16 protein-coding genes and 1 pseudogene are annotated in these 18,391 nt (G+C 66.2%); 7 read left to right on the forward strand and 10 right to left on the reverse strand.

Translation table 11 applies throughout. From position 1 onward, the window contains the following. Positions 1-14 precede the first annotated feature (14 nt). Entirely contained in the window at positions 15-233 is a 219-nt protein-coding gene (locus VMT40_RS11035; protein WP_326357878.1) for a cold-shock protein, read from the reverse strand. Positions 234-652: 419 nt separating this feature from the next. Beyond that, positions 653-2,686: an ATP-binding protein gene (locus VMT40_RS11040; protein WP_326357879.1), complete on the reverse strand. Its 2,034-nt coding sequence runs from the start codon at positions 2,684-2,686 to the stop codon at positions 653-655. A gap of 322 nt (positions 2,687-3,008) precedes the next feature. Between VMT40_RS11040 and VMT40_RS11045 the strand changes: the two genes are divergently transcribed. Next, positions 3,009-4,130, forward strand: coding sequence for a heparan-alpha-glucosaminide N-acetyltransferase domain-containing protein (locus VMT40_RS11045; protein WP_326357880.1), 1,122 nt, complete (start codon positions 3,009-3,011; stop codon positions 4,128-4,130). Between the two features lie 184 nt (positions 4,131-4,314). Continuing rightward, entirely contained in the window at positions 4,315-5,322 is a 1,008-nt protein-coding gene (locus VMT40_RS11050; RefSeq protein WP_326357881.1) for an MBL fold metallo-hydrolase, read from the forward strand. Positions 5,323-5,350: 28 nt separating this feature from the next. Here the strand turns inward: VMT40_RS11050 and VMT40_RS11055 are convergent, their stop codons facing one another. From VMT40_RS11055 to VMT40_RS11065, 3 genes are all read right to left on the reverse strand, one after another. Continuing rightward, a complete protein-coding gene (locus VMT40_RS11055) occupies positions 5,351-5,848 on the reverse strand; it encodes a GNAT family N-acetyltransferase (protein ID WP_326357882.1) in 498 nt (165 codons plus the stop codon). Between the two features lie 4 nt (positions 5,849-5,852). Continuing rightward, entirely contained in the window at positions 5,853-7,919 is a 2,067-nt protein-coding gene (locus VMT40_RS11060; RefSeq protein ID WP_326357883.1) for a neutral/alkaline ceramidase, read from the reverse strand. A gap of 145 nt (positions 7,920-8,064) precedes the next feature. After that, positions 8,065-8,943: an alpha/beta fold hydrolase gene (locus VMT40_RS11065; RefSeq protein ID WP_326357884.1), complete on the reverse strand. Its 879-nt coding sequence runs from the start codon at positions 8,941-8,943 to the stop codon at positions 8,065-8,067. A 105-nt stretch (positions 8,944-9,048) separates the two neighbouring features. Here VMT40_RS11065 and VMT40_RS11070 point away from each other — a divergent pair, with 105 nt between their 5' ends. Further along, on the forward strand, positions 9,049-9,837 hold the full coding sequence (locus VMT40_RS11070; protein ID WP_326357885.1) for an HNH endonuclease: 789 nt from the start codon (positions 9,049-9,051) through the stop codon (positions 9,835-9,837). A 92-nt stretch (positions 9,838-9,929) separates the two neighbouring features. Here VMT40_RS11070 and VMT40_RS11075 read toward each other — a convergent pair. Further along, positions 9,930-10,379 (reverse strand): annotated as a pseudogene (locus tag VMT40_RS11075) (very short patch repair endonuclease); the annotation flags it as partial. 98 nt (positions 10,380-10,477) lie between these two features. Here VMT40_RS11075 and VMT40_RS11080 point away from each other — a divergent pair. Then, a complete protein-coding gene (locus VMT40_RS11080) occupies positions 10,478-11,764 on the forward strand; it encodes a DNA cytosine methyltransferase (RefSeq protein WP_326357886.1) in 1,287 nt (428 codons plus the stop codon). 11 nt (positions 11,765-11,775) lie between these two features. On the opposite strand, the gene VMT40_RS11085 is transcribed toward VMT40_RS11080, so the two are convergent. After that, positions 11,776-12,396 carry a TetR/AcrR family transcriptional regulator gene (locus VMT40_RS11085; RefSeq protein WP_326357887.1) on the reverse strand — a complete coding sequence of 207 codons (621 nt, stop codon included), beginning with the start codon at positions 12,394-12,396 and terminating at the stop codon, positions 11,776-11,778. Positions 12,397-12,516: 120 nt separating this feature from the next. On the opposite strand from VMT40_RS11085, the gene VMT40_RS11090 reads away from it, so the two are divergent. The 3 genes from VMT40_RS11090 to VMT40_RS11100 all read left to right on the forward strand — a co-directional run bounded on the left by VMT40_RS11090 (position 12,517) and on the right by VMT40_RS11100 (position 14,606). Then, the gene (locus VMT40_RS11090) at positions 12,517-13,287 is read left to right on the forward strand and encodes an SDR family NAD(P)-dependent oxidoreductase (RefSeq protein ID WP_326357888.1); all 771 of its coding nucleotides are present in this window, start codon (positions 12,517-12,519) and stop codon (positions 13,285-13,287) included. A 130-nt stretch (positions 13,288-13,417) separates the two neighbouring features. Then, positions 13,418-14,137: a hypothetical protein gene (locus VMT40_RS11095; protein ID WP_326357889.1), complete on the forward strand. Its 720-nt coding sequence runs from the start codon at positions 13,418-13,420 to the stop codon at positions 14,135-14,137. A 148-nt stretch (positions 14,138-14,285) separates the two neighbouring features. Next, positions 14,286-14,606, forward strand: a complete 321-nt coding sequence (locus tag VMT40_RS11100; RefSeq protein WP_326357890.1) for a hypothetical protein — start codon at positions 14,286-14,288, stop codon at positions 14,604-14,606. A gap of 104 nt (positions 14,607-14,710) precedes the next feature. Here the strand turns inward: VMT40_RS11100 and ilvC are convergent, their stop codons facing one another. The 3 genes from ilvC to VMT40_RS11115 form a co-directional block, all read right to left on the reverse strand. Continuing rightward, positions 14,711-15,712, reverse strand: coding sequence for a ketol-acid reductoisomerase (gene ilvC / locus VMT40_RS11105; protein WP_326309198.1), 1,002 nt, complete (start codon positions 15,710-15,712; stop codon positions 14,711-14,713). 72 nt (positions 15,713-15,784) lie between these two features. Continuing rightward, the gene (gene ilvN / locus VMT40_RS11110) at positions 15,785-16,288 is read right to left on the reverse strand and encodes an acetolactate synthase small subunit (RefSeq protein ID WP_120735846.1); all 504 of its coding nucleotides are present in this window, start codon (positions 16,286-16,288) and stop codon (positions 15,785-15,787) included. After that, a complete protein-coding gene (locus VMT40_RS11115; protein WP_326357891.1) occupies positions 16,285-18,252 on the reverse strand; it encodes an acetolactate synthase large subunit in 1,968 nt (655 codons plus the stop codon). The genes ilvN and VMT40_RS11115 overlap by 4 nt, the downstream gene beginning before the upstream one ends. Between the last annotated feature and the right edge of the window lie 139 nt (positions 18,253-18,391).

The raw sequence follows: 18,391 nt of genomic DNA on the forward strand, positions 1-18,391 counted from the left end.
GCGTCCGGGAGTCGTCAGTGCCCGGCGGTGACGATGACTCGCACCCCGACGGCCTCGGGCCCCGGCTTGGTCGCGCGCACCTCGAACTCCACCCGCTGCCCCTCCGCCAGCGACCGGAACCCCTCGCCCTCGACGGCGGTGTACTCCACGAACACGTCCGGCCCGCCACCATCCGGGCTCAGGAATCCGAACCCCTTCTCGCTGTCGAACCACTTCACCGTGCCGTGCGCCATGACCAACCTTCTCGAATATCCGACAAATCCACGCCCCCGCACGTGCCGCGCTCCATGGTGTCACGCCCCGCCCGCACCCGAGTGCCCGCCCACCATCCCTATATCGAATAACCGGCCCACCCCGCATCACTCAACCGGGCCATATCGAGTGCCTCACCACTCGACCAATTCACGCGAACAAGGCCCCCAAGTGTCCTGCGCCACACCACCTCTCCCACGGGATCAAGATCAGGGAGCTCTCACGGTGGGGATTCGGGCGAATCTCCACCGTGAGAGCTCCCTGATCGTGGTGAGGGGTGGTGCCCGGGCTGCCCCTCGTCCGGCCCGGGCACCGGCGCCCGCGCTGCGCACCGGCGCGGCTCACGGGTCGTGCTCGCTTCGGCCCGGCGCGGACGGTGTGGCGCGGGTGGTCTGCCGCGTCAGCCCGCGCGCATGTCGCGGCCCTCGTCGTCGGTGTCGGAACCGCGCATGGCGTAGACGCGTTCGAGGAAGTCGCGATGCGCGCGCAGGGTGGAGTCGAGCAGTTCGCGCCAGGTGCGGCGGTCCACCCGCTGGTCGCTGACCAGCGAGGAGAGTGAGGCCGGACCCAGCTTGTCGATGTGGTCGACGATGAAGGTCAGTCGGCGCCTGGGGAATTGGGCGCCGATGCGGGGGTTGTCGTTCAGGAAGTGGTCCAGTTCGTAGAGGTAGTTGACGGCGCGGTTGTACTCCTCGTCGGTGAGGTGGTAGTCCATGCGCTTGATCTCGACGATCCACAGTTCGCCGGAGTCGTGCAGCAGCACGAAGTCGGGTTCGCGTTTGGGGCTGCCGATGGTGGAGGTGACCAGCGGGGTGCCGAATTTCTGTGCGTACCAGCGTTCGAAGCTGGCGCGCACGCGCTTGAGGGATTCGTTCATGCCCAGCGGCGTCCACTCGGGGGCGAGCAGCCAGGGCGCGCTCTCGATGAGCTCCTGGAAGGGTCGTTCCAGGGAGCGGCGGTCGTCGATGAGGCTGCGCAGCCGGTCCACCACGGCCACGCGTTCGCTGGCGATCTGGCCGAGGGAGTAGATCTCGGCCACCCGCGCCCGCTCGAACAGCGCGACCACGACATCCAATTCGGGATCGCCCTCCTCCTCCGCGATCTCCTTGAGGGTGTCGAGCAGACTGCGCTGCGGGCCCAGCGACAGCGCCAGCCGCAGCATGTTCTGGATGTGCGCCGGATCGTCGAGGGAGGCACGGTCCTTGTGCGCCACCAGGATTCGCGCGGCATCCAGCACGGACTCCCGGAACAGGCGGTCGCCCGGGGCGATGGCGTCGAGGGTCTCGTGGATGCGGGAGCGCTCCACGAATTCCTCCCAGACCCGGCGGCGAATCGACTTCTCGCCGAGCCTGCCGATCTCCTTGATCAGCGCCCGACCCCACTGGGCGAGCGCCTCCCCGCGCGGGGAATTCCACATGATGTCCTGGCGGTCGGAGCGAACCAGATCGTCGTCATCGTCGAGCCAGTCCACATTGATCGCACCGACCAGATAGGACCGCAGTTTGAATTCCCCGGTGAATCCGGCGGAGATTCCGAAATCCCTTGTCTGCGCCACGATCTTGCCGCGCGCGTAAATCCGCACCCCCGCCATGGCCTCATCCCGGTAGGGCTGTTTGGAGTAGGCGATCCAGCCGGTCACGGGCAGGAATTGCCGCCCGAATCGCACCGGCACCCGGCCGACATCGATGCGCGTCTCCTCCATGACATCGATGGGCAACTGGCTCAGAATGAAGCTCTCCTGCCCGATGGCATTGCGCACCTCGACCCGCCAGTCGGCGCGTTCGATACCGAAGCGGGCCGCCAACTGACGATTCAGCTCGGTCCCCGTATTCACCCTTTTGCGAAAGAAATTGCGCAGGATGATGGTGGTGCCGCGCTTGGCGGTGAAGGTACCGTCCAGGCGGCCGGGCCGCGGGTAGTAGTCGCTCTCGGTGTCGGAGAGCATGTCGTTGAGGTCCATCACGATGTGAGAGACGTTCCAGCCCAAGGGAGTTCGGTCTTCGTCGCGGCTGCCCGCCGTGATCACCTCGATGGTGCGGCAGATGCCGAAGGCGGCGAGCTTGCCGATCCCCTTGCGCCCCATCACCGGCCGCCGCCGCTCGCGGGACAGATCGGAGCCGGTGCGCACGCGCCGGTCCGAGCCAACCATCAGGTAGTGCTCGTTGACCTCCGCGGCCGTCATGCCGTGGCCATTGTCGGAGACGACGATCTCGTACGCGGGTTCGTCTGCGGCCCTGACGGTTCCGGCCAGCATGGCGCCCCAGGGCAGCACGACCTCCACCTCGGTGGCGTCGGCGTCGTAGGAATTCGCGATGAGTTCGGCCAGCACCGCCGAGACCCTGTCGTAGAGCCGGATGCCGAGCTTGTCGATCGCCAACCGGCTGATGCGCATCGTGTACTTGTGGTCTTCGCGGTCTTGCGCGACTACCCGCACGTCCGGGTACATTGTGCAGGCCCCCATTGCCCTACGGGTAGCCGTCGTTCAGCTACCTCTGAATTCGATGCAACGCCGATTGATTAACGAGGGGCTGAACATTTACCAACCGCTTAGTCACGGTGTGATTCCGGGATTCACCAATCGATAGCCCAGAGCAACGGCAAGGTCTCGGTTACCTCCGCGAGACCGCGGTACCCCCATCCGGTAAGGCTCAAACAGGCGAATTCGTGGGGCCGATCGAGCGTCACTCGCCGGGCACAATTCGCGCCGTTCATTCGACCTCACGATCCGCTAATGATTCGATCGGCACCATGCTCGCATGACGACCGTACTTGCCGCGCCCGAAACCTCGCGCGCCCCGGCCGCCCGGATTTTGGCGCTCGATGCCGCGCGCGGGTTCGCGGTATTGGGGATGATCACCGTTCACGTCGGCGTGCTGCGGGACTTGTCGTGGGGTGATCCGGGGAGCTGGATCGGGATCGCGGCGGGGCGGTCGTCGATTCTGTTCGCGACGCTGGCCGGGGTGTCGATCGCGCTGCTGAGTGGGCGTGAACGGCCGCCGAGCGGGGAGGCGTTGGTCGCGGTGCGGCTGCGAATCCTGGTGCGGGCGCTGGTGTTGTTCGCGGTCGGCGGGGTGCTGACCATGCTGGGCAGCGGAGTCTCGGTGATTCTGCAGACGTACGCGCTGTTGTTCGCGTGCTGTCTGCCGTTTCTGAGGTGGTCGCCGCGGCGGCTGTTCGGGCTGGCGGCGGGATGGGCGGTGGTCGCGCCGCCACTCACGCTGTGGCTGGCGCAGTGGGTGCCGTCGAGCTGTGCGGCGGGCGAAAACTGTTCCGGCGCACAGATTACGGATCTCGCGGTCACCGGAGACTATCCCGGGCTGGTGTGGATCACCTTCGCGCTCACCGGCCTCGCCCTCGGACGCTGTGATCTCGGGGCCAGGGTCACCCGGCTACGCATGCTCGCCGTCGGGGTGGCGTCGATGCTGCTCGGCTACGGCGGCGCCTGGCTGATCGGGTATCTGAACGGCCCCGCGGAGACAACCTGGTCCCAATTGCGCACGGCCGAACCGCATTCCGGTACGACCTTCGAGATCGCCGGATCCCTCGGCTTCGCTCTCACCGTGATGGCGACACTGCTGCTGGCGGCAGAACACCTGCGCCCCTTGCTATTTCCCATTGTCGCCGTCGGCACCCTGCCCCTGACGGTGTACTCGGCCCACGTCATCGCCATCCAGCTGCTGGGTGATTCGGTCACGGACGCGACCGGAAACCTCCTGCTGGCCGTCTTCCTGTCGATCACCGTCGCGGCATCGGTGGTATGGGTGCTGGTAATGGGTCGCGGTCCCCTGGAGCGCCTCATGACCTGGCTCTGTGTTCGCGCCACGGCGGCGCGGGGCACCGAGGTCGCCGCCGGGCCCGGCTCTGCCCCAGCGCTCTGACGCGGGGATGCTGGCCCGTCACCGGTAGGGGTGCGGCGCGGGCGACATCCGTCAGGTCTCATCGGCCATGCGCGGGGCGGAGCGCGGTTGCGTCGAGCCCCCGTCCGTGGATGACAGCTCGGTCGGTTCCGGGCAGAATGCGGGCGGCGGGCGATGCTCGCCGCGACGCGAGACAGGGGAACCGGTGGTCAGCAGCCAGACAATCGCCGCACGTCAGCGCTTCTTCGGCGCGGACGCGGTGGATCCGGCGAGCGGCGCGGTCCGGGATGACCGAGTGTTGGTGTCCTGGTTCGGGTGCGCGAGTTTCGCGGTGGCCATGGGCGGGGTGGTGTTCCTGCTCGACGCGTGGGTGCCGCGCGGACTCACGTCCGGGTATGTGCCGACGACGCCGGAGGAGGTGGCGGCGCTCGCGCCGGAGGCCATCTTCATCGGGCACGGGCATTTCGATCACGCCGCGGATGCCGGGGCGATCGCGCGGGACAGCGGGGCCGTGGTGCACGGGACCGCGGAGCATTGCGCGACGGCGCGGAAGCAGGTCGGCGGGGCCGAATTGGCTTGTAAGGAACTGGGTTCCAGCGCGTCACCGGTGGGTGAGCGCTACGACTTCGAGTTCGCTTCCGGGATCTCGGTGACCGCGGTGCGCCACATTCACTCGGCGCGCACCGCCCGTCGCGAGGGCCCGGACGCTTCGACCCCAATGCGACCCAGGCCGTGTCTGTGCGACATTCGCACGTACCCGCCGAGTTTCGCCGATGCCGGTCATCTGGCGCGCAATCTCCTCGCGCCGGAGGGCGGTGTGCTGCTGTATCAGTTCCGGCTCGGCGATTTCGTGCTGACCTGGCACGATTCCTCCGGCCCGCTGGTCGACAAGGCACCGCACGTGCTCGAGGTGCTCCGCGCCCTGCCCGCCTCGGATGTGCACATCGGCGCGGTGCAGGGCTTCAACCAGTTCACCAATGGCCTGCGCGATCCGCGCAGCTATGTGGAGGCGCTGCGGCCGAAGGTGTTCGTGCCCAACCACCACGACAATTGGCTGCCGTTCATGACCGCGCGCGGGGAGGCGTTCCGCACGCCCGTGCACGCGGAGCTGGCTCGAATGCCCGAGACCGAGCGGCCCGAGATCCGAATGCTCTTCGACCGCGACGACTATCTCGCACCGGGCAGGCTGTCCTTCGAGCTCTCGAAATCCTGAGAACGGATACCGCCGAGGGTTTCCGACCTCAGCGGAAGCGGAGAACCATTGTGACGCTGGTGGTTCCGGCCAGATTGACCTTGTCGGAACCCTCGACGTCGACGAAGCCGAGGCGTTGGTAGAGGCGTCTGGCCGGATTCTCCAGCCGCACACTCAAACTGACGGCGTCGTAGCGGTCTCGGGCCGTATCGAGCAGAGCCGACATCAGGGCGGTCCCGAGGCCGGTGCCGCGGCACTCGGGCGCGACACCGATGGCCAGTTCCGGAGTGTCGGCGTCGACGAAGCCGTAGGCCGGGTCGTCGGGGCCGAACAAGCGCAGCCACGCTGCCCCGACGGGAACACCGTCGAATCCGCCGACCACGCCCAGATCACCCGCGGCTCCCCAGCCTTCGACGTAGTGCGCGAGGGTGGGCACATCGCGCAGTTGGTCGGGTGAATCCATTCCGTTCTCGTGGGCGTAGGACGCCTCGTAGAGCATCGACCAGAGGAGCTTCTCGTCGGCGGTATCGGCGGGTCTGACGAACATGGGGTCAGCCGATCACGAATTCGGCCGATGTTCCAGTGAATTCATTGATGGCCCCGGAGGCGTCCCGGGCGTCGCCGGCGTAGCTGATGCGGTAGCGGCCCGCCGCATTGTCCGGAATCGTCCACTGGATACGGATGGTCGAGGCGGCTGGTTGACCGTCGGGACGGGACCAGTGCAGCTCGGTGCACCAGTCGTTGTCGTCGTAGACGCGCCGCCAGTCGTCTCCGGAGCGTTGCTGGACCTCGAAGTAGGTACCGTCCGGGCGGAAGTTGTTATTGGGGTGGGCGCCGACGAACTCCACCGAAACCGTCTGTCCCGCAGCGTAGGTCGGCTCCGGCTGGGTGAGCACGTCGCCGAAGGCGCGGCCCGCGTGCGGCACGTCGGCGGGGACCGTGGGTAGCAGGTTGGGCTGCAATCCGAAGGACCAGTCGAGCGGTGCGGGACCGCGCCCCAGATCGACGCGTGCCGCCAAAGCCTTTGCCAGTCGGTCGAATTCCTGCATGTGCGCCGAGAGGGTCCAGCGCCCGTAGAGGGTTTCGCCGCCCTCGTACTGCTGGACGGCGTACTCCTCCGGTGTCGTCACATACCCGCAGTAGCCGTTGGCATAGCCTTGCAGCAGAACGTTTTCCAATGGCACGGCGAGCGCCCGCGCCACCAGCCGTCGAATGCGGAGCCCCGACACCACCGTGTACTCCGACGGCCCCGACGCCAGCACCAGATCCCCGATGCGCATCAACTGCAGCGGCACGATCTGCGGCACCCACGGCCGCGGCGGCAGCACACCGAGCGGGGCCAGAATCAGCTTGGGCGCCTGCACATCTCGCATCCACTCCTCGATGGGCGAGTCGATCCCGCCGAGCGCGGCCACCAAGGGATTGGCGTCACCCTCCTGCAGGAACGACAGCTGCGAGTTCCAGTTGTCCTCGGTACTGGTGGCCATGGCCGCCGCGCCCATCATGGCGGGCGAGGTGCGGGCGGGTTTTCCGTCCGGGGTGTACTCGCCGTCGATGGCGACGTCGGCGAGGTTCACATAGTGCAGCACCGAGTCCACACCGATGCTGCCCATCGGCGATGCGGCGTCGAAAGCCGTTCTGCCCGCCTGAAATTGGCGTTCCCCGATGATGGCGCAGTTGGTTCGATTGTCCTCGGTCGGCCCCGAGGGGTGCATCTTCCGCAGCCACAGATTCGGCGTCATGTCCCCCGCGTTGGTCTGCGGGAAGGCGGCCACGAACGACGGCGGCCCGTCGAGAGTGCGTACCCCCATCTCGTCGTGCTCCCAGCGATAGCTGGCGTAGCCCTTGTTGTCGGCCGAGATGAGGGTATTGCGATCGGTCAGCGAGGTGCCGTGCGTGGCGAACCACGTGATCGCCCCGACATCCCTGCCGCCCTTGCGGAATCGCAACACGGTGACCTGCGGATCGATGCCGTCCGGAAACGCCGCCTTGTCCTCGGCCGGATTCTCCTCGAAAGCGTTCCGCGACCGATTCGCACTGGCGTCGTGCAACTCCCCGCGCCCCAGCATGATCGACCCCGGCCCGAGATTCTCATGCGCATTGACGATCGCCTTGACGATCCCATTCACCTCGGCGTCATGCGAGTTCTGCTGAAACCCCATGGCCGCAAGCGAATACGCGTACTCCCGAGCCGTGCCCCCGCACGAGTTGTGATTGTGCGTGGCATTGAGATTCACGTTCCGCTCGGTGTACAGGCCCCCGAACCGCTGCTGCAACTGCTGCATGACAACCAGGTGCACCGACTGGAACAGGCAGGCATTGTCCGTATTCACGAACGCAACCCGATCCCCCGTGGCCTGATCCACCACGATGTAGGCCCGCGCATAACACCGCGACAGCAACCCGGTGGTGACCTGATCGGCCTCCGAGTATCCCATCATCCCCTGCCCCGCCGGAGCCCCGGTGATATCCGCGATCCCCACCCCAACCAGATAGTCCTGCCCCGCCGCCCGCTGCCGAATGGGTTGCGCCCCACCCTTGCTCGCACCGAACACGGCCCCGGCCCCCACACCGCTCACCGCGGCACCAACCAGCACCGACCGTCGGGACAGTGACATCGCGCCCTCCCCTCTCCACAAAGAGTGAACCTGTTCCGTTTCAGGTTTCCCGAAGACTAGTCGGTCACTTGACCAATTTCTACCCGACCAGCCCGGCAGACGCCCGCCACCCTATCCCCGGGCCAAGAGTTTGCACGCCCGTAACTCAGCGAGTCTCCCGATCCAGTTCGACCAGCCGCTCCCGAACCAACCCGGGCCGCTCGTCGACAATAAAATGCCCACACCCCTCGACCAATTCGAGCCGATAGTCATCCGCCCGCGCCGTCTCCGCCGCCGCCAGCGAATAGTGCACCGCCGCATCCCCTTTCCCGAACAACGCCCGCACCGGCACCCTCGCCCGCCGCCCCTCCGACCTCCGAACCGCCCCCGGCACCTCCCGCAACAAAAAAGTCCGATACGTATCGGTGGCAGCCCGAGCCACCACCGGATCCCGAAACCGCTCCGAGAAAATCCGCACGGTCTCCCGATCCATCCGATTCCCCTCCGAGGTGGCCGCCCCGAACAGCCTCTCCAAGAACCGAGTCCGCCGCTGCAACGGCACCCCCACACTCGCGATCACCGGCTGATAAGCCAACAACCGCCAAGCCTGCCGAGCCACCACCCCCGCGGGCGCCCAAGGATGCGCCATATTCAGCACGAGAAATCCAGCAAACCGCTCCGGCTCCCGAAGAATCATCCGATACCCCACAAACCCGCCCCAGTCATGCCCCACCAGAAGCACATCCTTCGCGAGCCCCATCGCATCCATCAGCGCCAACACATCGCTCGCCACATCATCTTTCGCCCACCGATGCGGCGCCGCCCCCGACCACCCATACCCCGGCAGATCCGGCGCAATAATCCGCAGCCCCTCCGGCGGATCCCCCAACAGATCCCGATACACATAGTGATGCTGCGGCCATCCATGCAGCGCCAGCACCGACCGCCCCTCCCCCGCTTCCGTGACATGGAACCGAATCCCACGAGCCTCGACGAAACTCCGCCGCACGTCCGGGATAAAGGGCACAACCTGATCCGCAGCCATAGCCCACGCTAACCCCACCGACCGCCGAGGTCCCCGGCGAAGTCATAAACGGACACAACTATGTTGGGAGGCGAGCTCGACACACGGAGACGGGGAGGCCACAGCATGAGCCAGAACTTTCCTGCCGAGGCGTACGCACCCAACGGTGTGCTCTGGTGGCTGCTCGAGTACGCGCCCGATACGAAGCGGAGATACGGCGCGGAGCCGAAGATCGCCGCTTGGCTGCATTTCAACAAGGACGTGGGCGAAACCTTCACCCTCCGCGAACTTCGCATCGCGATTCCGACCGACGAACTGGCCAACAGCCAGGAACACTTCAATCGACGGCTGCGTGAGCTGCGCAAGCTCGGCTGGCAATTCCGGTCGTCGCACGAGGATGCGACGTTGCGGCAGGACGAGTACCGGCTTGCGGTCAAGGGATGGCATCCGGGTGACGGCCCACGGCCGAAGACGTCCGGCAAGATCAGCGGGGCACTGCGGCGGCGCGTGCTCGAGCGAGACGGCCACCGGTGCGTGATTTGCGGTGTAGCCAATGGGGAACCGTATCCGGACCCGCCGCAGGGCACAGCCGTAATGTCCATCGGGCATCGGATCCCCCAGGAGTTCGGTGGGACCGACGACATCGACAACCTGCAGGTCGAATGCAAACGCTGCAATGAACCCGTGCGCGAAGAAGCCGGACTCCCCGAGACTCTGGACGAGGTTTACGCACAGATCAAGGGGCTCAAGCGGACCGAGAAGAGCACCATGCTGCAATGGCTGCGCAGTGGGCGGAGAACGCGGTCCAAGCTGGATGTGCTGTATGACCGTGCGCGACGGCTCAATCCGGCCGAAAGAGAGCAACTGGCCGCACGGCTCGAAACCGCCACCAACCAGCAGGTCGCCGAGCCCTAGCCCGGCCGCTTCGAACCTCGGCCGTCCGGAAAGCCTCCCGGCAAACGCTCCGCCTGTCCCATATGATCGTTAACATGTCCGGACGCGCCTGCCAAGGCACTGGCGACCGTAGAGACAGCGCTGTCCAGACTCTCGTGCTCCCAAAGACGGATCACCAGCCAACCTGCGGCGGTCAAAGCGTCGTTTGCCGCGCGATCGCGTTCGGTGGTCCGGAGAAGCTTTGGCGCCCAGTACCATTCGTTGGTCGTCGGCTGACGTCCATGGTGCGGGCAACTGTGCCAGAAGCAGCCATCGACGAAGACCGCGACCTTGCGCGCAGTGAAAACGATGTCGGGCCTGACCTTGACCGCACCGAGATCGAGCCGGAAGTCCTTGCGATAGCGGAAACCCATTCGATGCAACGCACTTCGCAACGCGATTTCCGGCTTGGTATCGGCCCGGCGATTGGCCCGCATGTTCCTGGAACGTCCCTCATTGAGAGGGGCGGGGTAAGTACCTCGCTCGTGAGCCTTCCTTCGAGCGTCTGCCGAGCGGCTCTCGATCACGTCTATCCCGGTTCGAAGCAGGCGAATGTTGTACGGAAAGATACTCCTGCGCACGCGCTCGAATACCCGCGGAGTCCACATCGAAAGGTAGCTGCATGACCGATCCACGCCCCACCGGGACCGGCGCCGACATCGGCGGCCGCGGGGAGGAGAGCGTGATTCGGGAGGGCAACCTGGAGCATACAGCGGCGGCAGCCGGGGTGTCCGAGTTCACGTCGATCGAAATCTGTGCTGGCGCAGGTGGGCAGGCTATCGGCCTCCACCGGGCAGGATTCAATCATTTGGCCCTGGTCGAAATCGATCCGTATGCGGTCGAGACGCTCGAACTCAATATTCAGAAACACGAGCTATGGGCATGGGAGAACAAGTACTGCGACATTCTGTCCGCCGATGTCAATGACTTCGAGCCGTACCGCGACCTCGACAAGGGCGCCGAGAAATTGCGGCGGGGGCTGGATTTGCTCGCGGGTGGCGTGCCGTGCCCGCCTTTCTCACACGCGGGCAAACAGCTCGGGAAGAACGATGAGCGAGACCTCTTTCCCCGCACACTGGAACTCATCGACATTCTGAAGCCCCGAGCGGTAATGGTCGAAAACGTCCGCGGACTCATGGATCCGAAATTCGACGGCTATCGAGAGTGGATCGTGGCGAAGCTGGAGGGCGGGAGGTACGTCGACGCCGATGATCGAGTGCACGAGGTTCCCGGGCTCGGTTACAGGGTCTGCCGATGGGATGTCCTGGAGGCCAGCGACTTCGGCGTTCCGCAGCTTCGTCCACGCTCGGTACTGGTCGCGTTCCGGTCCGATGTCCTCGGTGATCTCGAATACGAATGGCCCAGCCCCACTCACGAGACACCGGTCTTGCTCGCCGACATCCTCGAGGATTCGATGCGGGATAGGTTCCAGCCCTATTTCGACGGTGAGCACGCAGAACGCGCGACGGCGGCCTTCGACCGATGGTTGCGGACCGCCCGCGAACGAGGCACGGTCGCACCCACACTGGTCGGCGGATCGAAGAAGCACGGGGGCGCCGACCTCGGGCCCAGCCGAGCCAAGGCGGCGTGGCGGCAACTCGGAGTATCGGGCATGGGAGTTGCCAATGATATTCGGACGTGCGCCCTGAAAAGGACCCATGACCGAGACTTGTTCGGCGCCGATGGGCCGATGCTCACAGTTCGCCAAGCGGCCATGATTCAGGCATTCCCCGACGAGTGGGAATTCTCGGGGGGAAAGACGGCGCAATACCGTCAGGTCGGCAATGCGTTCCCGCCTCCGGTGGCGGAGGCAGTGGGCTTGTCCATTATCGATGTGCTACGGAAGGCTCGACAGCGCGACGAAAGCGCCACGGGCCAGCTGGAATTGAATTTCTCGGCCGCCAGTTGAGCCGAGTTCGGCTATTCGGCGACATGCAGTCGACGCATGCAGCGAACCACCAGGTCGGCGGGGGAACCAATGCCTTCGACCGGACCGTCCGCGGCGGCCCAAAGTTCCAGGGCTACACGGATGGCGCCTGCTGCGGACGCCGCGGTGAGGCGGAGTTGAAATGGATCTGCCTGGGGGGCAGACAATTCCACAAGAATTCGATGGAGATCCCGCTCGGCCTCGAGGTTGATTCGGTGCCAAATGGCTCGCAGAGCCGGGTCCGAGTCCATGGCCTGGAGGAGGCCCCGGGTGATTTCGAGGTCTTCGGGACTGTCACCGAGGGTTAGGGAACGGATGGCGGCGGCTTCGAAATCGGCCGAGGTGGGGATGCGACCGCCCGCAGCGATTTCGGCTAGCCAGCGTTGGGCACCGGCGGCGAGCAGGGGCTCTACGGCGTCTTCCTTTGTTCGGGCGTAGCGGTAGAAGGTGCGGAGGGCTACGCCGGATTCGGAGGCTATTTGGTCGGCGGTTACCTCGGCGGTGCCGTGCTCCGCGAAGAGGCGGGCGGCGGTGCGGGCTATTTCCATGCGGGTTTCGGATTTGCGGCGTTCCGCTAGGGACGGGCGGCGGGGTTCTAAGGGTTGGGCGGACATGTCACCTCCTTCGGTGGGCTACCAGGCGATCCTAGTCGACGGGATGCCAGTCTGGCACGTTGTGCCATGTAGGCGTAGCGTGTCAGGTGAGAGTGAAATACCTAGTTGAGGAGATTCGCAGTGGAGCGGTTTGAGGGTCGTCGAGTGGTGATCACCGGGGCGGGGTCGGGGATCGGGCGGGCCACCGTGCATCGGATTCTGGCCGAGGGCGGGCAGGTCGTGGGGGCGGATGTGAATGAGGCGGGGCTGGCGGAGACTGCCAAGCAGGCCGCCGAGAAGGGGAATGCGGATCGGCTCACCACGGTGAAGATCGATATTGCCGATGAGGAGTCGGTCAAGGCTGGGGTCGCTGCCGCGGTCGAGACGCTCGGTGGGATCGACGCATTGATCAATGCGGCGGGGATTCTGCGGTCGGCGCATACGCACGAGATGCCGCTCGCGGATTTCAACAAGATCATCACGGTCAATCTGACCGGTACCTTCCTGATGATTCGCGAAGCCCTCCCCCAGCTGCTGGAGTCCGACAAGGGCGTGATCGTGAACTTCACGTCCACCTCCGCGTTCTTCGCGCACCCGTACATGTCCGCGTACGCCGCGTCCAAGGGCGGCATCATGTCCATGACACACGCGCTGGCCGCCGAGTACTCCAAGCAAGGGCTGCGCGTGGTTGCCGTTGCGCCGGGGTCGATTTCGAGCGATATGACCGATGGGCGCGGCCCGGGGCTGCCCGAGGACGCCGATCTGAGCCTGTTCATGAAGCTGATTCCCGGCATCGGTCAGGGGTTCGCGTCGCCGGATACCGTCGCGGGCGTCGTCGCCATGCTCGCGTCGGATGATGGTGCCTTCATTACCGGTACCGAGATTCGGATCGACGGCGGCACGCATTACTGACGGCCACAGCGCGAACGGCCCCACGGGCGAGTTCCCGCGGGGCCATTGCCGCGCAATGGGTTTCGTCCGTTTTATGATCTTCGGCATGGCCATGCCATAGGGTTTGACGGAGCTTTAACTAAGGGGGCCCATGGCGAAGCACCGTAGGCAGACGGCAGCTCAACGCGTATTGTTGCGCGCCGCCGTCTCCACCATCCCGATGACCGCGGTGCTGAGTATCAGCGCCGTCGCCCAGGCCGTGCCGCAACCCGGTGTGACGCAGCCGGATCCGGGCTCCCCCACTCCCGGCGGCGCCCAGCCGGGCGTGACCGCGGTCCCGCCGCAGGCTCCGCAGGTCTCGCCGCAGGACGACGCGCATGGCGTTGCGCCGCAAAGCGATTACGCCCCGACCCGACCGGACCCGAAGCGCGACTACGCCCCCGCCCCGATTCAGCCGGGCGACCTGCACGCACCGGAGCCGACGCCGGATATCGGCGTGATCGTCCCCACCAACCCGCGCGAACTGCGCGCCGGTGACCTCACCACCATCGCCCCGGACTTTCTCAGCGACGACCAGGTCGCCCAGATCAATGCCGTCCTGGCGGGTCCCGAAGCGCAGATCTCCCAGTTCACCCGCTCCATCGGTGTCGCGCCCAGCCGCGCCGACCATATTGCCGCGGGCGCCTTGGCCGGAGCCGCCGGTGGCGCCGTCCTCGGTTGCGTCGCGGGCGCGGCCATCGCAACGCTTCCGTTCGGTCCGATCGCTCCGCTCGTCTTCGCCATGACCGGACCGCCCGGATGCGCGATCGGCGGCGTGGTGGGCCTGGCGGCCGGAACCGTCCTCGGGGCGGGAACTGGCGCGCTGATCTGATCCGGCTCAGGAGAAATCCTGCGGGCCGCTGCCGCGCAATGGGTTTCGGGGTTGCTCAGGGTCGAGGTCATACATGAGGACCATTCGGCCCTGAATTCACAGGAAAACCGTTCCACGGGCGGCGGTCGCTCGGGCACAGTTGCTGACCATGAAGTCGACATCCTTACGCCGGATGACCGCCCGCGTGGCCGTCGCCGGTGCGATCGCTCTGATTCCCCTTGCCGCGGTGACCATTCCGGCCACCGCCGACGTTCCGCTCGACAATTCGCCGACCGATGTGGCCTGGCCGCACCACGGCGGCGGCAACCCCTGGTGGGACAACGACCGCGACGACTGGCGACACCACCACGACCGTGACGACTGGAACCGCGGAGACGACTGGAACCGCGGCAACGACTGGAACCGCGGCTGGTGGGACAACGACGACTGCTGGTGGCGCAACGCGCTGCCACACACCGGCAGTTGGTAGCCCGATCACAACCGAACATTTCGCGCGTACCCCCTTCACGCACGAAAAACGAAGGCCCGCCGGGGATTCCCTGGCGGGCCTTCGCGGGTGAAATCCCGGAAACCTTAGGCGGTCTCGGTGATCGGCCGGTCGACCCAGCTCATCAGGCCGCGCAGCTTGGCACCGGTGACCTCGATCGGGTGCTCGGCGTTCTCCTTACGAAGCGCCTCGAGCTCCTTGTTGCCGCCCTCGACATTGGCGACCAGGCGCTTGACGAAGGTGCCGTCCTGGATGTCGCGCAGGATGTCCTTCATGCGCTCCTTGGTCCCGGCGTCGATGACGCGCGGGCCCGACAGGTAGCCACCGAACTCGGCGGTGTCGGACACCGAGTAGTTCATGCGCGCGATGCCGCCCTCGTACATGAGATCGACGATCAGCTTGAGCTCGTGCAGCACCTCGAAGTAGGCCATCTCCGGCGCGTAACCGGCCTCGACCATGACCTCGAAACCGGTCTTGACCAGTTCCTCGGTGCCGCCGCAGAGCACGGCCTGCTCACCGAAGAGGTCGGTCTCGGTCTCTTCCTTGAAGGTGGTCTTGATGACGCCCGCGCGGGTGCCGCCGATGCCCTTGGCGTAGGACAGGGCCAGCGCCTGGCCGTTGCCGGTCGGGTCCTGGTCGATGGCGATCAGGGCCGGAACGCCCTTGCCGTCGACGAACTGGCGACGCACCAGGTGGCCCGGGCCCTTCGGGGCGACCATGCCGACGGTGACGTTGGCCGGAGCCTTGATCAGACCGAAGTGGATGTTCAGGCCGTGGCCGAAGAACAGCGCGTCGCCGTCCTTGAGGTGCGGCTCGATGTCGTTGGTGAAGATCGAGGCCTGCGCGGTGTCGGGCGCGAGGACCATGATGACGTCGGCCCACTCGGCGACCTCGGCCGGAGTGCCGACGGTCAGACCGGCCTCCTCGGCCTTGGCGCGGGACTTCGAGCCCTCCTTGAGGCCGATGCGGACATCGACACCCGAGTCGCGCAGGCTCAGCGAGTGGGCGTGGCCCTGGGAGCCGTAGCCGATGACGGCGACCTTCTTGCCCTGGATGATCGACAGGTCAGCATCGTCGTCATAGAACATCTCGACTGCCACTGTGGTTCCCTTCGGATTGTTTTGGTTAGTTGAAGTATCTGCCAGCGAATTACGCCGAAATTACCGGGTTGCCGTGATCGACTTGGGGCCGCGGCCCACGGCCACGACACCGGACTGCACGATCTCCCGGATACCGTACGGCTCCAGCATGCGCAGCAGCGCGTCCAGCTTGGAGCGGGTGCCGGTGGCCTCGATGGTCAGCGCGTCGGGCGACACGTCGATCACCTTGGCGCGGAACAGGTTCACCGACTCGATGACCTGGGTGCGCACGGAAGCATCGGCGCGCACCTTGACCAGGATCAGTTCGCGGGCCACCGAGGAGTCGGCGTCCTGCTCGACGATCTTGATCACGTTCACCAGCTTGTTCAGCTGCTTGGTGACCTGCTCGAGCGGCAGATCCTCCACGGTGACGACGATGGTCATGCGCGAGATCTCGGGAATCTCGGTGCCGCCGACCGCCAGCGACTGGATATTGAAGCCGCGGCGGGAGAACAGCGACGCCACGCGCGCCAGCACGCCCGGCTTGTCCTCCACCAGCACGGACAGGGTGTGGGTGGTGGTCATTCCTCGGTCCCCTTCTGGGCGGCGCGCTCGTGCGCTGCGAGCGAAGCCTTTTCGTGCGACATGGCCTCGTGGATCACGGCGGGCTCCGACGCCGACTCGTCATCGTCGAACAGCGGGCGAATGCCGCGCGCGGCCATGATCTCGTCGTTGGACGTACCGGCGGCGACCATCGGCCACACCTGCGCGTCCTTGCCGACGATGAAGTCGATCACCACGGGACGGTCGTTGATCGACTGCGCCTCGCGGATCGCGGCCTCCACGTCCTCTTCCTTCTCCACGCGAATGCCGTGGCAGCCCAACGCTTCCGCGAGCTTCACGAAGTCGGGGATGCGCAGGGTGTGGGTGCCCAGATCGGTGTTGGAGTAGCGCTGCTCGTAGAACAGCGTCTGCCACTGCCGCACCATGCCCAGGTTGCCGTTGTTGATCAGCGCGACCTTGATCGGCACGCCCTCGACGGCACAGGTGGCCAGCTCCTGATTGGTCATCTGGAAGCAGCCGTCACCGTCGATGGCCCAGACCTCGCGGTCCGGCATGCCCATCTTGGCGCCCATGGCGGCCGGAACGGCGTAGCCCATGGTGCCCAGACCACCGGAATTCAGCCAGGTGCGCGGCTTTTCGTACTTGATGAACTGCGCGGCCCACATCTGGTGCTGGCCGACGCCCGCACAGTAGATGGCGTCGGGACCGGCGAGCTGGCCCAGCTTCTCGATGACGAACTCCGGCGAGAGCGAACCGTCGGACGGGGTCTTCCAGCCCAGCGGGTACTGATCGCGCACCCCGGACAGGTAGGTCCACCACTCGCCCAGATCCAGCAGCGGGGTCTTGCCCGCGGCGGCCGGATCGGCCTTGAGCGTCTCGATGAGCTCGGCGATGACCTCGCGGCAGTCGCCCACGATCGGCACGTCCGCGTGGCGGTTCTTGCCGATCTCGGCCGGGTCGATATCGGCGTGGATGACCTTGGCATTGGGCGCGAAGGAGTCCAGCTGGCCGGTCACGCGGTCGTCGAAGCGCGCGCCCAGGGTGATCAGCAGATCCGAACGCTGCAGTGCCGCAACGGCTCCCACGGTGCCGTGCATGCCGGGCATGCCCATGTTGAGGGTGTGGGTGTCGGGGAACGCGCCGCGCGCCATCAGGGTGGTGACCACCGGGATGCCGGTCAGCTCGGCCAGTTCCAGCAGCTCGGCCGAGGCGTCGGCCTTGATGACGCCGCCGCCGACGTAGAGCACCGGGGCCTTGGCGTCCATGATCATCCGCGCGGCCTCGCGCACCTGCTTGCCGTGCGGCTTGGTGACCGGACGGTAGCCGGGCAGCTTCATCTCCGGCGGCCAGGAGAAGGTGGTCTGCGCCTGCAGCACGTCCTTCGGGATGTCGACCAGCACCGCGCCCGGGCGACCGGTGGACGCCAGGTGGAACGCCTCGGCGATCATGCGCGGGATGTCGATCGGGTCGGTGACCAGGAAGTTGTGCTTGGTGCACGCCATGGTGATGCCGGAGATGTCGGCTTCCTGGAAGGCGTCGGTGCCGATCAGCGAACGGCCGACCTGGCCGGTGATGGCCACCAGCGGCACCGAGTCCATCTGCGCGTCGGCGATCGGGGTGACCAGGTTGGTCGCGCCCGGACCGGACGTGGCCATGCACACACCGACCTTGCCGGTGGCCTGGGCGTAACCGGTCGCGGCGTGACCCGCGCCCTGCTCGTGACGCACCAGCACGTGGCGGACCTTGGTCGAATCGAACAGCGGGTCGTAGACGGGAAGGACCGCACCGCCGGGAATACCGAAAATCGTGTCGACGCCGAGCTCCTCGAGGGAACGGACGACCGACTGCGCGCCGGTGACCCGCTCGGGCGGGACCTGGCGACGATTCGGGGCCGCGGCCGGAGCCGAGCCAGCCGGGGCGGTCGGCTGGGCCGAAGGCGCGGGCTTACGGGCCGAGGGCCCGGGCCGTGCGGTAGGTGCGCTCACCGTCTTGGTTCCTTTACTGCTTGTCGTTCCAGTTCATGGACTTGCCTGAACACAAAAAAGCCCCCGACAGCCAGGTGGCTGTTCGAGGGTGGCGCGTCGCAGCTGCGAGCTGACGTAATTGACTACAGTCGTCGGCTCA

Source organism: Nocardia sp. CDC160 (assembly GCF_035818795.1).
GTDB lineage: Bacteria > Actinomycetota > Actinomycetes > Mycobacteriales > Mycobacteriaceae > Nocardia.

Excerpts from the sequence above, each read along its gene's own strand:
- VMT40_RS11035 (WP_326357878.1), bottom strand. The coding sequence starts at position 233 with ATGGCGCACGGCACGGTGAAGTGGTTCGACAGCGAGAAGGGGTTCGGA.
- VMT40_RS11045 (WP_326357880.1), top strand. The coding sequence starts at position 3,009 with ATGACGACCGTACTTGCCGCGCCCGAAACCTCGCGCGCCCCGGCCGCC.
- VMT40_RS11055 (WP_326357882.1), bottom strand. The coding sequence starts at position 5,848 with ATGTTCGTCAGACCCGCCGATACCGCCGACGAGAAGCTCCTCTGGTCG.
- VMT40_RS11060 (WP_326357883.1), bottom strand. The coding sequence starts at position 7,919 with ATGTCACTGTCCCGACGGTCGGTGCTGGTTGGTGCCGCGGTGAGCGGT.
- VMT40_RS11065 (WP_326357884.1), bottom strand. The coding sequence starts at position 8,943 with ATGGCTGCGGATCAGGTTGTGCCCTTTATCCCGGACGTGCGGCGGAGT.
- VMT40_RS11070 (WP_326357885.1), top strand. The coding sequence starts at position 9,049 with ATGAGCCAGAACTTTCCTGCCGAGGCGTACGCACCCAACGGTGTGCTC.
- VMT40_RS11080 (WP_326357886.1), top strand. The coding sequence starts at position 10,478 with ATGACCGATCCACGCCCCACCGGGACCGGCGCCGACATCGGCGGCCGC.
- VMT40_RS11085 (WP_326357887.1), bottom strand. The coding sequence starts at position 12,396 with ATGTCCGCCCAACCCTTAGAACCCCGCCGCCCGTCCCTAGCGGAACGC.
- VMT40_RS11095 (WP_326357889.1), top strand. The coding sequence starts at position 13,418 with ATGGCGAAGCACCGTAGGCAGACGGCAGCTCAACGCGTATTGTTGCGC.
- VMT40_RS11100 (WP_326357890.1), top strand. The coding sequence starts at position 14,286 with ATGAAGTCGACATCCTTACGCCGGATGACCGCCCGCGTGGCCGTCGCC.
- ilvC (WP_326309198.1), bottom strand. The coding sequence starts at position 15,712 with ATGTTCTATGACGACGATGCTGACCTGTCGATCATCCAGGGCAAGAAG.
- ilvN (WP_120735846.1), bottom strand. The coding sequence starts at position 16,288 with ATGACCACCACCCACACCCTGTCCGTGCTGGTGGAGGACAAGCCGGGC.